11 protein-coding genes and 1 pseudogene are annotated in these 15,449 nt (G+C 68.9%); 9 read left to right on the top strand and 3 right to left on the bottom strand.

The features are described 5' to 3' along the window. Window positions 1-218 precede the first annotated feature (218 nt). The 3 genes from MJ605_RS05370 to MJ605_RS05360 all read left to right on the top strand — a co-directional run bounded on the left by MJ605_RS05370 (window position 219) and on the right by MJ605_RS05360 (window position 6,955). Window positions 219-2,447 (top strand): NADP-dependent isocitrate dehydrogenase, encoded by a 2,229-nt coding sequence (locus tag MJ605_RS05370; protein ID WP_243040043.1) that lies wholly within the window; start codon window positions 219-221, stop codon window positions 2,445-2,447. Between the two features lie 330 nt (window positions 2,448-2,777). Then, window positions 2,778-3,863 carry a TraB/GumN family protein gene (locus MJ605_RS05365; protein ID WP_243040042.1) on the top strand — a complete coding sequence of 362 codons (1,086 nt, stop codon included), beginning with the start codon at window positions 2,778-2,780 and terminating at the stop codon, window positions 3,861-3,863. A 155-nt stretch (window positions 3,864-4,018) separates the two neighbouring features. Further along, window positions 4,019-6,955 carry a bifunctional diguanylate cyclase/phosphodiesterase gene (locus MJ605_RS05360; protein WP_243040041.1) on the top strand — a complete coding sequence of 979 codons (2,937 nt, stop codon included), beginning with the start codon at window positions 4,019-4,021 and terminating at the stop codon, window positions 6,953-6,955. 12 nt (window positions 6,956-6,967) lie between these two features. Here MJ605_RS05360 and MJ605_RS05355 read toward each other — a convergent pair whose 3' ends face one another. Further along, window positions 6,968-7,912, bottom strand: a complete 945-nt coding sequence (locus MJ605_RS05355) for an aldo/keto reductase (RefSeq protein WP_243040040.1) — start codon at window positions 7,910-7,912, stop codon at window positions 6,968-6,970. A 130-nt stretch (window positions 7,913-8,042) separates the two neighbouring features. Between MJ605_RS05355 and MJ605_RS05350 the strand changes: the two genes are divergently transcribed. After that, complete coding sequence (locus tag MJ605_RS05350) at window positions 8,043-10,247, top strand: beta-glucosidase family protein (protein WP_345779517.1); 2,205 nt, start codon at window positions 8,043-8,045, stop codon at window positions 10,245-10,247. 60 nt (window positions 10,248-10,307) lie between these two features. On the opposite strand, the gene MJ605_RS05345 is transcribed toward MJ605_RS05350, so the two are convergent. Continuing rightward, window positions 10,308-10,499 carry a hypothetical protein gene (locus tag MJ605_RS05345; protein WP_243040039.1) on the bottom strand — a complete coding sequence of 64 codons (192 nt, stop codon included), beginning with the start codon at window positions 10,497-10,499 and terminating at the stop codon, window positions 10,308-10,310. A gap of 104 nt (window positions 10,500-10,603) precedes the next feature. On the opposite strand from MJ605_RS05345, the gene MJ605_RS05340 reads away from it, so the two are divergent. The 4 genes from MJ605_RS05340 to MJ605_RS05325 all read left to right on the top strand — a co-directional run bounded on the left by MJ605_RS05340 (window position 10,604) and on the right by MJ605_RS05325 (window position 14,078). Then, on the top strand, window positions 10,604-11,515 hold the full coding sequence (locus tag MJ605_RS05340; RefSeq protein ID WP_243040038.1) for a LysR substrate-binding domain-containing protein: 912 nt from the start codon (window positions 10,604-10,606) through the stop codon (window positions 11,513-11,515). A 158-nt stretch (window positions 11,516-11,673) separates the two neighbouring features. Beyond that, window positions 11,674-12,468, top strand: a complete 795-nt coding sequence (gene thiM, locus MJ605_RS05335) for a hydroxyethylthiazole kinase (RefSeq protein WP_243040037.1) — start codon at window positions 11,674-11,676, stop codon at window positions 12,466-12,468. Window positions 12,469-12,613: 145 nt separating this feature from the next. Next, window positions 12,614-13,507 carry a class I SAM-dependent methyltransferase gene (locus tag MJ605_RS05330; protein WP_243040036.1) on the top strand — a complete coding sequence of 298 codons (894 nt, stop codon included), beginning with the start codon at window positions 12,614-12,616 and terminating at the stop codon, window positions 13,505-13,507. Window positions 13,508-13,544: 37 nt separating this feature from the next. After that, entirely contained in the window at window positions 13,545-14,078 is a 534-nt protein-coding gene (locus MJ605_RS05325) for a pseudouridine synthase (RefSeq protein ID WP_243040035.1), read from the top strand. A 56-nt stretch (window positions 14,079-14,134) separates the two neighbouring features. On the opposite strand, the gene MJ605_RS05320 is transcribed toward MJ605_RS05325, so the two are convergent. Beyond that, window positions 14,135-14,923 (bottom strand): TatD family hydrolase, encoded by a 789-nt coding sequence (locus MJ605_RS05320; RefSeq protein ID WP_243040034.1) that lies wholly within the window; start codon window positions 14,921-14,923, stop codon window positions 14,135-14,137. 301 nt (window positions 14,924-15,224) lie between these two features. Between MJ605_RS05320 and MJ605_RS05315 the strand changes: the two are divergent. After that, window positions 15,225-15,449 (top strand): annotated as a pseudogene (locus MJ605_RS05315) (type II secretion system protein GspE); the annotation flags it as partial.

Raw genomic sequence — 15,449 nt, 5'->3', positions numbered from 1 at the left:
ATCCCGGGCCAGACCCCCGTTCAACTGGCCCACCGGGTAAGGCGACCTCGGGCTAACCTAGGTCGTTTGCGTATTTGCCGCAAGCATCTACGGTATTCCCCGTCGCCACATGGCAGGCAACGTCCAATCGGGAGACAATAGGGAGTCTGATCGCCCTGAGTCCCTAGGGGCGGTCTCGCGGTTCCATCCCGAATTGCCATAGCCAGCGAGGTCCCCGAATGTCGAACACGCCGAAGATCATCTACACGCTCACGGACGAAGCGCCGTACCTCGCCACGCAGTCGCTGTTGCCGATCGTCAAGGCGTTCACCGCCACCGCCGGCATCGACGTGGAAACGCGCGACATTTCGCTGGCCGGACGCATCCTCGCGCAGTTCCCGGACATTCTCGCCGACGATCAGAAGATCGCCGACGACCTCGCCGAGCTGGGCCAGCTGGCCACCACGCCGGAGGCCAACATCATCAAGCTGCCCAACATCAGCGCCTCGATGCCGCAGCTGAAAAGCGCGATCAAGGAGCTGCAGGGCCAGGGTTATCCGCTGCCGGACTATCCGGAGGAGCCCAAGGACGTCAGCGAGTGGAACATCAAGGCGCGCTACGACAAGGTCAAGGGCAGCGCGGTGAATCCGGTGCTGCGCGAGGGCAATTCCGACCGCCGCGCGCCGCTCTCGGTGAAGAACTACGCGCGCAAGCACCCGCACAAGATGGGCGCCTGGAGCCCGGACTCCAAGACCCACGTGGCGCACATGGACGGCGGCGACTTCTACGGCAGCGAAAAGTCCGTGGTGGTGCCCAAGGCCACCAGCGTGAAGATCGAGTGGTTCGGCAAGGACGGTGCCAGCAAGGTGCTCAAGGAAAAGACCGCGCTGAAGGACGGTGAGATCATCGACGCCTCGGTGATGAGCCGCAAGGCGCTGGCCAGCTTCATCGACGCGCAGATCGAGGACGCCAAGCGCCAGGGCGTACTGTTCTCGCTGCACCTGAAGGCCACCATGATGAAGGTCTCCGACCCGATCATGTTCGGCGTGGCGGTCACCGAGTTCTACAAGGACGTGCTGGCCAAGCATGCCGATACGCTCAAGAGCGTCGGCTTCGATCCGAACAACGGCATCGGCGACCTGTACGCGCGCCTGGGTTCGCTGCCCCAGGCCAAGCAGGAGGAGATCCTGGCCGACATCGGCGCCGAGTATGCCAGGCGCCCGCAGCTGGCCATGGTCAATTCCGACAAGGGCATCACCAACCTGCACGTGCCCAGCGACGTCATCATCGACGCCTCGATGCCGGCGATGATCCGCGACTCGGGCAAGATGTGGGACAAGGAAGGCAAGCAGCAGGACACCAAGGCGGTGATCCCCGACCGCTGCTACGCCGGCGTGTACCAGGTGGTGATCGAGGACTGCAAGGCGCACGGCGCGTTCGATCCGGCCACCATGGGCAGCGTGCCCAACGTGGGCCTGATGGCCCAGGCCGCCGAGGAATACGGCTCGCACGACAAGACCTTCCAGATCGCCGGCGATGGCGTGGTGAAGGTGACCGACGAAGCGGGCAACGTGCTGCTGGAGCACGCGGTGGAGGCCGGCGACATCTGGCGCATGTGCCAGGCCAAGGACGCGCCGATCCAGGACTGGGTGAAGCTGGCCGTCACTCGCGCACGCCTGTCCAACACGCCGGCCGTGTTCTGGCTCGATCCGCAGCGCGCGCATGACCGCGAGGTGATCGCCAAGGTCGAGCGTTACCTGAAGGACCACGACCTCAGCGGCCTGGACATCCGCATCCTGTCGCCGGAAGAGGCCACCCGCTTCTCGCTGGAACGCATCCGCAAGGGCCTGGACACCATCTCGGTGACCGGCAACGTGCTGCGCGACTACCTCACCGACCTGTTCCCGATCATGGAGCTGGGCACCAGCGCCAAGATGCTCTCCATCGTGCCGCTGATGGCCGGTGGCGGCCTGTTCGAAACCGGCGCCGGCGGCTCGGCGCCCAAGCATGTGCAGCAGTTCCTGGAAGAGGGCTACCTGCGCTGGGATTCGCTGGGCGAGTTCCTGGCGCTGGCCGCCTCGCTGGAGCACCTGGCCAATCGCTACGACAATGCCGATGCGCGCGTGCTGGCCAGGACGCTGGACCAGGCCAACGGCAAGATCCTGGACAACAACAAGTCGCCCGCGCGCAAGGTCGGCGAGCTGGACAACCGCGGCAGCCACTTCTACCTCGCCCTGTACTGGGCGCAGGCACTGGCCGCGCAGGACGACGACGCCAAGCTCAAGGCGAAGTTCGCGCCGCTGGCCAAGCTGCTGACCGAGAACGAGGCGACCATCGTCGGCGAGTTGAACGGCGCGCAGGGCAAGCCAGTGGATATCCAGGGCTACTACCACGCCAACCTTGAGCTGGTCGGCAAGGCGATGCGTCCGAGCCCGACGTTCAACGAGGCGCTGGCGACGCTGGGCTGATCGCCGTATAGCCATGCTGTTCGAAAAAGGCCGCGCAAGCGGCCTTTTTCTTGGGGTCGGGATGGCATGCCTGCCAAAACCTTTGTGGGAGCGCACCCTGTGCGCGACTGCGCAAACGAAAGGCTGTCGCGCACAGGGTGCGCTCCCACAGTGAGGAAAACGACGCCCCGCAGGCTGGCCCCAGTGGCCGGCCTTGGCGCCCCTGCCACTCATCCCCACATCCCATCCCTACAATGCAACCACCCACCCATGAACGAAAACTCTTGCGGGCGGAACCGCGCTTCGGCGCGGGCGGTCTCAACGCAGCCTCTCTCCAAGGAATCTGACGCGATGACATCCGTTGCTGCCGCCCGGCCCTTGCCGCGGCGTTTGATGCTGGCCGCCATGCTCGCCCTGGCGATGGGCGCTCCGGCGTACGCGCAGCAGGCGCCCGCGCCGGCGGCCACGGCGCCGTCCCAGGTCACCGACCTGGAGGCGGTGACGGTCAGCGGCGTGCAGCCCGGTCCCGGCCTGTGGAAGGTGAGCAAGGGCGACCACGTGATGTGGGTGCTCGGTACGCTCTCGCCGCTGCCTGACCGCATGCAGTGGAAGACCGACGAGGTGGAGCAGACCATTGCCGGCTCGCAGGAGGTGCTGGGTCCGCCGTCCATCGCGCTCAAGCCCAAGGCCAGCTTCTTCGGCAAGTTGCTGTTGCTGCCCTCGCTGGTGGGCGCACGCAAGAACCCCGACGGGCAGACCCTGCAGCAGATGGTGCCGGCGCCAGACTATGCGCGCTGGCTGGCGCTCAAGCAGCAATACCTGAGCAACGACCGCGGCGTGGAGGGCTGGCGGCCGATCTTCGCGGCGGTGGAACTGTACGACAAGGCGATCAAGCGCCATGGCCTGACCGCTTCCGGCGGCGTCAAAGACACCGTGCGCGAGCTGGCCCGGAAGCACGGCGTGCGCTTCGAGACCGTCCGCTATACCCTGCTGGTGGAGCAGCCGCGCGACGCCGTGAGAACCTTCAAGTCCTCGCCCATGGACGACCGCGAGTGCTTCGGCCGCACGCTCGACACGGTGGAGCGCGACATGGGACGCATCACCGAGCGCGCCAATGCCTGGGCCACCGGCGACATCGAGGCCTTGCGCGGCCTGTCGCTGAACGACCAGCGGGAAGCCTGCATCGCCGCGGTGACCGAGGCCGGCTTCGCCAGGCAGCTGGGCTTCAACGACGTGCAGGAGAAGGCGCAGGCGATGTGGCTGGTGGCCGCCGGGCAGGCCCTGGCGGCGAACGCCCAGACCTTCGCCATGCTCCCCATGGAGGACGTGCTGTCGCCGCATGGCCTTATCGCCCGGCTCAAGGCCCAGGGCTACCAGGTGGAAGCCCCCGATGGCGGCGACGACAGCAGCGCCGCCGCCCAGCCCGGCACGCCCTGACGCGCGTTGCCGCCGCTGGGCGGAGGCGGCCCGGATGACAATTTAAAGTCCGCGCGGGCTGAGGCCGATACCCTGGGCCATGGGGATCGGAACGGATGCGGGGTCCAGGTTGACATTGACACGGTCCCATCGGGGTATGTAGCAATGTGCCTGCCATGATCCGCCTGCCGATCAAGCTCATGAACCTGACCGGGGAGCCCCGGGCGAGCTGGTTGTCGCGGCTGCTGGCCGCCACGGCGCCGCACGAGGTGGGGCGGCTGCTGGTGCAGCTGGTGGAGCGGCAGGGGCCGGTTTCCCGCGCGGTGGTGCTCTGGCTGCATGCCGGGCTGGACCAGGTGGCGAGCACCGGCGGCGAGGCGCCGGACGACGAGGAGCTGGCGCGCAGGGCCCTGGCCACCGGCCGCGTCGAGATCTCGCCCGATGGAAAGCGGCTCGCCACCGTGCTGCTGGCGACGGAGCAGGTGGTGCTGCTGTGGACGCCGGCCCGCGGCGGCGACCACACGTCTCCGGCGGAGGATCCCTACCTGCAGCTTGCCGTGGCGCAGCTGCGCAATGCGATGCGCCTGGCCGACCTGCAGCACTCGCACAGCCAGCTGGAGCATTCGGAGAACCTGCAGCGCGCGCTGTTCGCCATCTCCGACCTGGCCGGTTCCGACCTTGACATGCCGGACATGCTGCGTGGCTTCCACGACATCGTCAGCCGGCTGATGTACGCGGAGAACTTCTTCATCGTGCGCTACTCGCGCGAGCGCGGCACGCTGCGGTTCCTCTACTACGCCGACACCCAGGACCAGGACGCCCCGGATACCGAGCACGAGTATCCGCTGGAGGAACGGCTGCACACGCTGACCTGGTACCTGCTCACCGAAGGGCGGCCGCTGATGGGCAACAGCGATCAGTTGCTGGACCAGGTCAACGGCCCGCTGATCCTTTCCGGCCCCGAAAGCGACGACTGGCTGGGCGTGCCGATGCGCCGCGAAGGCGAAGTGCTCGGCGCGCTGGTGGTGCAGAGCTACGGCAAGGGCCTGCTGTATTCGCGCGAGGACATGTCGCTGCTGGAATTCGTGGGCAGCCACATCCTCGCCGCGCTCGAACGGCGAGAGAGCAAGGAACAGCTGGAGCAGCGCGTGCGTCAGCGCACCTGGGAACTGGCCGAGGCCAACCGCGAGTTGCGCCAGGAAGTGCTGGAGCGCCAGCGCGCCGAGATGCTGCAGGAGGCGCTGTTCAAGCTGGCCCAGCTGGCCACCGCCGACATCGACGAGAACGCCTTCTACGAACGCGTGCACGACGTGGTCGGCGGCCTGCTCGATGCCGAGAACTTCTTCATCGCCTTGCTCAGCGCCGACGGCGAGCAGCTGGAATTTCCCTACTACTTCGATGCCGGCGTGCGCCTGACCATGACGCGCGCGCTGGGGCGCGGCCTGAGCGAGTACGTGATGCGCCGGGGCCGCCCCTGGCTGGGCGGCCGGGAGGACATCGCGGCGCTGGCCGCCTCCGGCGAGGTGGTGCCGCACCATATCGGCCGGCCGGCCTCGTGCTGGCTGGGCGTGCCCCTGCGGGTGGGCGAACAGGTGATCGGGCTGGTGGTGGTGCAGAGCTACGACAGCAAGGTGAGCTATGGGCTGTCCGAACAAGAACTGCTGGGCTTCGCCGCGCTGCAGATCGCCAACAGCATCTACCGCCGCCGTTCCGCCATCGCGCTGCACCAGGCCAACGCCCGGCTGGAGCACCGCGTGGAGGAACGCACGCGCGAGCTGCGCGCCGAGATCGCCCGCCGCGAACAGGTGCAGCAGCAACTGCGCCACCAGGTGATGCACGATCCGCTGACCGGCCTGCCCAACCGCGGCTACCTGCGCGACCAGCTGGACCGCATGCTGGAGCGGATGCAGCAGGAGCCGGGTCGCCGCTGTGCCCTGCTGTACCTCGACGTGGACCGCTTCAAGGTAATCAACGACAGCCTCGGCCACCTGGCGGGCGACGAGTTCCTGCGCGCGGTGTCGGAGCGGCTGCGCCGCCACGCGGGCGAGTCGGCGATCGTGGCGCGGCTGTCGGGCGACGAATTCGCGATGCTGCTGGAACAGGTCCAGGCCGTATCCGACGCCACCGCGGTGGCCGACCGCATGCTGCGGACCATCTCCGCGCCGCTGCGCATCGCCGGCAAGGAACTGGAGCCTTCCGTCAGCGTCGGCATCGCCATCGGCGATGCCAGCTATCGCGATGCGGACGAGCTGCTGCGCGATGCCGACGTGGCGCTGTACCAGGCCAAGCAGCTGGGCCGCAAGCGCTATGCTGTGTTCGACGAACGGCTGGCCCGCGACGCGGTCGACGTGCTGGCATTGGAGAGCGACCTGCGCAAGGCCCTGCAGCGCGGCGAGTTCGAGCCCTATTTCCAGCCGATCCGGCGCCTGCGCGACGGCGCCGTGGTCGGCTACGAGGCGCTGATCCGCTGGAACCATCCGCAGCGCGGCACGCTCAAGCCCTCGGACTTCCTCAAGGTGGCCGAGGACAGCGGACTGATCGAGGCGATCGACTGGTACCTGTTCGAATCCGCCTGCGACACCCTGGCCCGGCACGACCCGGGCGACGCTTTCATGACCGTGAACGTATCGGCCATGCACCTGCGCCACGCCGATTTCGACGTGCGCATCGTGGACATGCTCCGGCGCTGCGGGCTCGATCCTTCGTGCCTGGTGATCGAGGTCACCGAAGGCGCGCTGCTGGACAATCCCGAGTCCGTGCGCGGCATCCTCGACCACCTGCGCGCGGTCGGCGTGGGCGCGGCGCTGGACGACTTCGGCACCGGCTATTCCTCGCTCAGCTACGTGCATTCGCTGCCGTTGCGGCTGCTGAAGATCGACCGTTCCTTCGTGTTGGAACTGGACAAGGCCAACAGCAACAGCACCACCGTGGTCGAGGCCATCCTGGCACTGGCGCACGCGCTGAACATCCGCGTGATCGCCGAGGGCATCGAGACCCAGGCCCAGCGCGACGCCCTGCTGCGCATGGGCTGCGAAATGGGGCAGGGCTACCTGCTGGGGCATCCCGCGCCGGTCGACTACTGGCTGAAGCCCAGGCCGGGGCGGGGCCAGTAGCCCGTTCAGGCTCTAGGCGCTCGCCTGGTCCAGCAGCGCGATGTCGTCCTTGCCCAGCGACAGCGCCACCGCGCCGAACAGTTCCTTGAGCTGCGGAATGCTGGTCGCGCTGGCGATCGGCGCGGTGATGCCCGGGCGCGCGATCAGCCAGGCCAGCGCCACCTGCGCCGGCGTGGCGCCGTGCGCCGCGGCCACCTTGTCCAATGCGGCGAGCACGCCCAGGCCGTGCGGGTTGAGATACTTCTGCACGGCGGCGCGGCGCGCGGCGCTCTTGCCGAGATCGGCATCGCTGCGGTACTTGCCGCTGAGGAAGCCGCTGGCCAGCGCGTAGTAGCTGATGACGCCCACTTGCTCGGCCACCACCAGCGGCTCCAGTTCCTGCTCATAGCCCTTGCGGTTGACCAGGTTGTATTCGGGCTGCAGCGTCTCGTAGCGCGGCAGGCCCAGCCGGGCCGACATCGCCAGCGCCTCGGCGAAGCGGTCCGCGCCGTAGTTGGAGGCGCCGATCACGCGCACCTTGCCCTGCTCGATCAGTCTGGCGAAGGCCTCCAGCGTTTCCTGCAGCGGCACGGAGGCATCGTCCTCGTGCGCCTGGTACAGGTCGATGTAGTCGGTCTGCAGGCGCTTGAGCGAGCCTTCCACTGCCTGGTGGATGTTTATCGGCGACAGCCCCGGGTGCTCGGCCCACTTGGCCACCTTGGTGGCGATCACCACCTTGTCGCGCTTGCCGCTGCGCTTGAGCCACTTGCCGATGATGGTCTCCGACTCGCCGCCGCGGTTGCCAGGCACCCACGCCGAATAGACGTCCGCGGTATCGATGAGGTTGAAGCCGGCGTCGACGAAGGCGTCGAGCAGTTCGAACGAGCGCGGCTCGTCCACGCTCCAGCCGAATACGTTGCCGCCGAAGGCCAGCGGCGCGACGGAGAGGGACGATCGACCGAGGGGACGCAGTTGCATGGGGATGCTCCGTGTTCGATGAAGAGGCGATGGGCTTGGTGCATACTCGCAAGCTCCAGTCACGCGAGTATAAGCGCCATGCGTGTGACGCCGGGGCGAGCGCCGCGGGTCCACGGGCGAAGGAGAACGGATGATGGGCATGACGGCGGCGTCGCGGTGCGCGATCGCGATGGCTTTGTGCATGGGCATCGGCGTGGCCTCGGCGCAGGCGCCGGCCTCGCGGCCCTGGGGCGATGCGACGCTTCCGCCCGACGCGCGCGCCGGGCTGCTGCTCGCGCGGCTGACCCAGGACGAGAAGTTCCAGCTGATCCGCAGCTACTACGCGGGGCCGGACCGTCCCGCCGACAAGCCCTTCCCCAGGGGCGCGATCGCCTCGGCCGGCTATGTGCCGCCGATTCCCCGCCTGGGCATTCCCGCGCTGGAGGAAAGCGACGCGGGGCTGGGCGTGGCCAGCTCCGACCGCATGCGCCCCGGCGACCATGCCACACCGCTGCCGGCCGGCCCGGTCATGGCGGCCAGCTGGGACCCGCAGGTGGCCTTCCGTGGCGGCGCGATGATCGGCGCCGAGGCGCACGCCAAGGGTTTCAACGTGCTGCTGGCCGGTGGCATCAACCTGATGCGCGAGCCGCGCAACGGCCGCAACTTCGAGTATGCCGGCGAGGACCCGCTGCTGGCCGGCCGCATCGTCGGCGAGGCGATCCGCGGCGTGCAGGGCGCGCACGTGATCTCCACCATCAAGCATTACGCGTTGAACGACCAGGAAACCGGCCGCAGCACCATCAGCGCGCAGATCGGCGAGCAGGCGATGCGCGAGTCGGACCTACTCGCCTTCGAGCTGGCCATCGAACGCGGCCAGCCGGGCGCGGTGATGTGCTCGTACAACAAGGTCAATGGCGACTGGGCCTGCGAGAACGATTACCTGATGAACCAGGTGCTCAAGCGCGACTGGCGCTACCCGGGTTTCGTGATGTCCGACTGGGGCGGCGTGCACAGCGCGGCCAAGGCGGTGAACGCGGGCCTGGACCAGGAGTCGGCGGGCGAGGTGTTCGACCCGCAGGTGTTCTTCGACGCGCCGCTGCGCCAGGCGCTGGCCAAGGGCGAAGTGAGCCAGTCGCGCCTGGACGATATGGTGCGGCGCATCCTGCGCAGCATGTTCGCCGCCGGCTTGTTCGAGCACCCGGCCAAGCCCGCGCCTATCGACGAGGTAGCGCACCTGGCGGTGGCACGCGAGACGCTGGAGGCCGGCGCCGTGCTGCTGCGCAACGAGCACGGCCTGCTGCCGCTGGACGCCGGCCAGCTGGCCTCGGTGGCGGTGATCGGTGCGCATGCCGACAAGGGCGTGCTGGCCGGCGGCGGTTCCTCGCTGGTCACCGCCAGGGGCGGCAACGCGGTGCCGGGGCTGGCGCCCACCGGTTGGCCGGGGCCGGTGATGTACCACCCCTATCCGCCGCTGGCGGCCCTCCGCGCGATGGCGCCGAAGGCGAGCGTGCGGTTCGCGGGCGGCGAGGACGTCACCGCCGCCGCCGCGTTGGCGGCGCAGTCGCAGGTGGCGGTGGTGTTCGTGCAGAAATGGCAGGCCGAATCGGTCGACGCACCGGACCTGTCATTGCCGGATGGGCAGGACGCGCTGGTAGAGGCGGTGGCCAGGGCCAACCCGCGTACCGTGGTGGTGCTGGAGAACGGCGGCCCGGTGGCCATGCCCTGGCTGGACCGCGTCGGCGCCGTGCTGGAGGTGTGGTATCCGGGCGGCGACGCCGGCACCGCCATCGCCAACCTGCTGTCGGGCAAGGTCGATCCGTCCGGCCGCCTGCCGCTGAGCTGGCCGCGCGAGCTGTCGCAACTGCCGCGCCCGGAGCTGCCCGCCGCCGCGGGCGGCACGCCGCCGGCCACGGTGGACTACGGCATCGAGGGCGCCGACATCGGCTATCGCTGGTACCAGTCGCGCGGCATCGCGCCGCTGTTCCCGTTCGGCTATGGCCTGTCCTACACCCGCTTCCAGCATGGTCCGCTGAAGCTCGACACGCACGGCGGCCAAGTGCAGGCCACGGTCACCGTGCGCAATACCGGCGCGCGCGCCGGCGCCGAGGTGGCCCAGGTCTACGTGCAGGTGCCGGGCGCCAAGGCCAGGCGCCTGGCCAGCTTCGCCAAGGTGTTCCTGAAGCCGGGCGAGCAGCGTGAAGTCACCATGCCGCTGGAACGGCGCCTGTTCGCCGAGTTCGACCCCGCCACCCATGGCTGGGTGGTGCGCGGCGGTTCGTACGCGGTGTACGAAGGGCGTTCCTCCGCCGACCTGGGCGAGCCGGTCAACGTGCAACTTGCCGAGGCGCGCTTCTGACAGGGGCCGGCGCCGCCGCGATGGGCGGCGCCGGCCAGTTACCGCGGGGACGAGCAGGTGTCAGGCGCAGCCACCCTGCGCCAGTACGGCGGGTGGTGCCGCCTTGTGGGTATTGGCCTGGACGGTTGGCACGCGGCGGCGCTTGCCGCCGGGGCGCGGGCCAGGCTTGGGCGCCTCGGCCAGCCGGCGTGCCAGGGCGGGGTCGCTGATATGGCCGTGCAGGAACAGCAGGTTGGTCCAGAGCGAGCTCACGAGGTCCTCCCGAAACACTGTCATGTACTAGATGACTCAAGATAGAAGTCTCGGAGGCGGCTAAAAAGCGATATATTCGCAAGCCAGCCTTGAGGAAAATTCACATGGCGAGGGTTTCGCTGGATCTCGTCCAACAGTTCGTGCAGGTGGCCCGGCTGGGCAATCTTTCGCGGGCCGCCGAGCAGGCCAACCTCACCGTCAGTGCGCTCAGCCACCAGGTCCGCCAGCTGGAGCAGCGGCTGGAACGCAAGCTGTTCGAGCGTGGCCCGCGCGGCGTGCAGCTCACCGCCGAGGGGCGTCGCCTGATGGAAGCGGTGGCCCACCATGTCGAGGGCATCGAGCGCGCCATGGCCGGCTTCCGCCGCCGCCGCGACGACGTGCTGACGCTGAGTGCGATTCCCGGTGTGATGTCCAGTTGGCTGGTGCCACGCCTGGCGCGACTGGTGGCGGCGCATCCGGAATTGCAGCTCAACCTGCAGTCGAGCGTGGAACTGGTGAACTTCGAGCGCGATCCGGTGGATGCCGCCATGCGCTACGGGCGCGGTCCCTGGCCGGGACTGGTCACCGAGCGATTGTTCGGCGAATGGATCGCGCCGGTCGCCTCGCCCGCGCTGGTCGAGCGCATGGCGGGCGCCGATCCCATGGATCTCAGCCGGTGGCCGCTGCTGGGCGACCCGGGCGACCGCTGGCGCGACTGGTTCGCCGCCACGGGTGGCGAGCCGCCCGCGCGCTATGTGGCGCATTTCGACAATACCGATGCCTTGCAGCGCGGCGCACTGGAAGGCATGGGCGTGGCGCTGGGGCGCATGGTGATGGCGCGGCCGCTGGTGGAGGCGGGCCTGCTCAAGGTGCTGGGGGAGCGCTACCAGCAGATCCCCGAAGCCTATTTCCTGGTGTACCCCGAGCACGCCAGGGACCATGCGGGCCTGCGCATCTTCCGCGAATGGCTGCTGTGCGAGGCGGGCAAGTATGCCGAGGCGATGTCGTCGGCGGCGGGCCGGGGCGTTTCCCTTTAGAGCCTGTTCAAAGCCTCCGCGGACCATAAGCCCCCAACCTCCCCCTGCACGCAGGGGGAGGAGCTAGTAGCGCCATGCTGCGGATCCGACGGAGGCATGGCCCTCGCGCCGGGAGGCGACTATCGTGTCGCCTTTTTCACCCATGTTGGAAGCACATCATGCCTGACCCACGCGAAGGCGCCGTGCTGGACGCCGCCCTGTTCGAGGCGGTGCGGCGCAAGATGCCCATCGTCCATTGCATCACCAACTACGTGGCGATGAACTACGCGGCCAACCTGACGCTGGCGGTGGGCGCGTCGCCGGCGATGGTGCATGCCGTGGAGGAGGTCGAGGAGTTCGCCGGCATCGCCGATACGCTCACCGTCAACATCGGCACGCTTTCGCGCGACTGGCTGGCGGCGATGCTCAAGGCCGCCGCCGCCGCGCGCGCCATGGGCAAGCCGTGGGTGCTCGATCCGGTCGCGCACCAGGCCACCGGCTTCCGGCGCGAGGCCGTCAGGGCCTTGCTGGCGCAGCGGCCGGCCATCATCCGTGGCAACGCCTCGGAAATCCTTGCGCTCGACGAGCGCGACAGCCGCGGCAAGGGCATCGACAGCCGCGACGGCGTGGATGAGGCGGTGGACAGCGCCATCGCGCTTGCCAGGCGGCATGGCGCGGTGGTGGCGGTGACCGGACCGGTCGACGTCGTCACCGATGGCGACCGGTCGCTGCGCTTCCATGGCGGCAGCGCGCTGATGCCGCAAGTCACTGCGATGGGCTGCGCCCAGACCTGCGTGATGGGCGCGCTGCTGGCCGTGTCCGCCGGCGAGCCGTTGCGCGCGGCGGCGGCCGCGCTGGGCCTGTTCAAGCAGGCTGGCGAACGGGCCGGCCGCGCCGCCGACGGTCCGGGATCGTTTGCGTATCGCTTCATCGACGAGGTGCACCGCCAGTCCGGCGCCGGCGCGGCGGCATGAAAGGCCGCCTCCAGCTTGGCGTGGTCTGCTTGATGCAGGACAAGGCATCGGCTTTGTCCATCCACCATTTGTATACGTAGTGGCCGGCAAGCTGGGGCCGCTATGCTGTACACGCCGTTTTGACGCTATTTCCCAGGGGCAATCGATGAAAATCCGTGCGATCCTTGGCCTGGCGGCCGTATTGCTGGCGGCCTGCAGCAGCAGTTCCGCGCCGGCCGACGCGCAGGTGCAGGACCAGCCGGCGGGCGCGCTGGTGCCGCCGACCACGGCCAGCGATTTCACCGCCGCGCAACTCGACCAGGTGCTGGCGGGCGACTGGCGCTCGCCGCAGAACAAGGCGCGCGACGCCTATCGCCACCCCAAGGCCACGCTGCAGTTCTTCGGCATCCGGCCGGACCAGACGGTCATCGAGATCACCCCGGGCGGCGGCTGGTACAGCGAGATCCTGGCGCCGCTGCTGCACGACAACGGCCACTACATCGCCGCCGTGGTGAAACCGTCGGGCGAGGGTGAGGCCAGCCGCGACCTGGGCGGGCTGCGCGCCAAGTTCGCGGCCGATCCCGCGCACTACGGCAAGGCGCAGGTGCTGGAATTCGATCCCAAGGCGCCGGCCTTCGGCGCGCCCGGCTCGGCCGACCTGGTGCTGACTTTCCGCAACGTGCACAACTGGGTCGAGGCCGATACCGCGCCGACGATGTTCAAGGCCTTCTACGCGGCGCTGCGCCCCGGCGGCGTGCTGGGCGTGGTCGACCACCGCGCCGCGGACGACGCCAGCCTGGCGGCGGTCAAGGACAGCGGCTACCTGCCCACCGGCTATGTGGTGAAGCTGGCCACCGATGCCGGCTTCAAGCTCGACGACAAGAGCGAGATCAATGCCAACCCGAAGGACACCAAGGACTACCCCAAGGGCGTATGGACACTGCCGCCCACGCTGGCCCTGGGCGACCAGGACCGCGCCAAGTACCTCGCCATCGGCGAATCGGACCGCATGACGCTGCGCTTCGTGAAGCCGGAAGCGCCGTCCGCGTCGTCGCGGTGAGCTTCGTGGTGCGCGCCCTGGCGCGCGTGGCTGCCGCATGCTGATCGCGCTCAACAAGCCCTACGGCGTGCTCTGCCAGTTCCGCGATGAGGGCGGGCGGCGCACGCTGGCCGAGTTCGTCCGGCAAAAGGACGTCTATCCGGCGGGTCGGCTCGATCACGACAGCGAGGGTCTGCTGCTGCTCACCGACGACGGTGCCCTGGCGCACCGGCTTACCGACCCGCGCCACAAGCAGGCCAAGACCTACCTGGTGCAGGTGGATGGGCAGGTCACCGACGAGGCGATCGCGGCCCTGCGGCGCGGCGTGGTGCTCAACGATGGCCCGACCCTGCCCGCCGGCGCCGAACACGCGGCCGAGCCGGACTGGCTGTGGCCGCGCGATCCGCCGGTGCGCTTCCGCAAGCTGATACCCACCAGTTGGCTGCGCGTCACCCTGCGCGAGGGCCGCAACCGGCAGGTGCGCCGCATGACGGCGGCGGTGGGCTTTCCCACCCTGCGCTTGATTCGCGAGCGGATCGGGCCGTACGCGCTGGACAGGCTGGCGCCGGGCGAGACGCGCGTGTTGCCGTGACCCTTGTGTTTCCCCTGTAGGAGCGCACCCTGTGCGCGACCGGCAGGAATAGAGGGTCAGGGCAGGCCGAAGAACGCCCTCGCCGTCGCCGTGCTGTTCGCCGCCGTCACCTCCGCTGGCTCGCCACGATCGCGGGCAATCTCCTCGCAGATATGGCGCAGGTACATTGGCTCGTTGCGCCGGTGCGGGGGCTGCGGGCGTACCGTGCGCGGCAGCAGGTAGGGCGCGTCCGTCTCGATCATCAGGCGATGGGCCGGAATCGTCTTCACCAGCTCGCGCAGGTGCGTGCCCCGGCGCTCGTCGCAGATCCAGCCGGTAATGCCGATATGGCAATCCAGCGCCAGGTAGTCGCGCAGCGCCTCGCTGGTGTCGGTGAAGCAATGCACCACCGCGGCGGGCACCTTGTCGCGGTAGCGGCGCAGCAGTTCGACGAAATCGGAGTGCGCGTCGCGCTGGTGCAGGAACAGGGGCTTGCCCAGGTCCGCCGCGATCCGCAGCTGCCGCTCGAACACGGCCAACTGCACGTCGCGCGGCGAGTAGTTGCGGTGGTAGTCCAGGCCGGTCTCGCCCACCGCGCGTACCTCGGGGTGGGCTGCCAGCTGGCGTAGCAGCGCCTCCGTGGCGTCGTCGTATTCCACCGCATGGTGTGGGTGCACGCCGGCCGTGGCATACAGCGTGCCCGGATGGGCCTGGGCCAGCGCCAGCGCATGCGTGCTGCCGTCGCGCGAGGCGCCGGTAACCACCATCGCTGCCACGCCATGCGCTTTCGCGCGCCCGAGCACGTCGTCGAAGTCGTGGCGGAACGACTCGTGGGTCAGGTTGGCGCCAATATCGATCAACTGCATGGGCATTCGCGGCCGGCCAAAGCGGGCATTGTCCCAGAGCGGTCCCGCCGGGCAAGTGCTGGCGGCGACTTCTTGCGGATGGCTCGCGGCTGAACGCGCCGGCATCCGGCCCGGAAACGGTCATCGGGCATGACTAGGCTGCGCCGATGGAACGCAAGGCCGCCGGTGCGGTCGATGCGTGAGGCAGGGTGAGAAACCGTGCTCGCGTGTCTACCGACGGGTGTGCTACCAATGCGTCTTTGGGTGCCGTTGGGGGCGGCGTGCGCGAAACCGGTGACAAGTCCTTAAGCGGGGTGAACGCATGTCGGCAGTCGTCAGGCCGGCGGCCAACGAGGAGGGAGTGGCGATGGACAGCCCTGAGGCGGCGGTCTGTGCGCTGCTGGTTTCCCGTGGCCGCCTGAAAGACACGGACCTGGCCCGCGCGCGCCGGCTGCACGAAGAGACGCCGGAGGGCACGCTGACGGCGCTGATGGCGCGGCTGGGGCTGGTGTCCGAGCGGGATCTGGCGGAGGCGTGGTCCGAGTTG

It is taken from the genome of Dyella sedimenti, assembly GCF_022760995.1.
Taxonomy (GTDB): domain Bacteria; phylum Pseudomonadota; class Gammaproteobacteria; order Xanthomonadales; family Rhodanobacteraceae; genus Dyella; species Dyella sedimenti.
The sequence above is the reverse complement of the archived record's forward strand: the minus strand, read 5'-3'. Positions and strand labels throughout refer to the sequence as shown.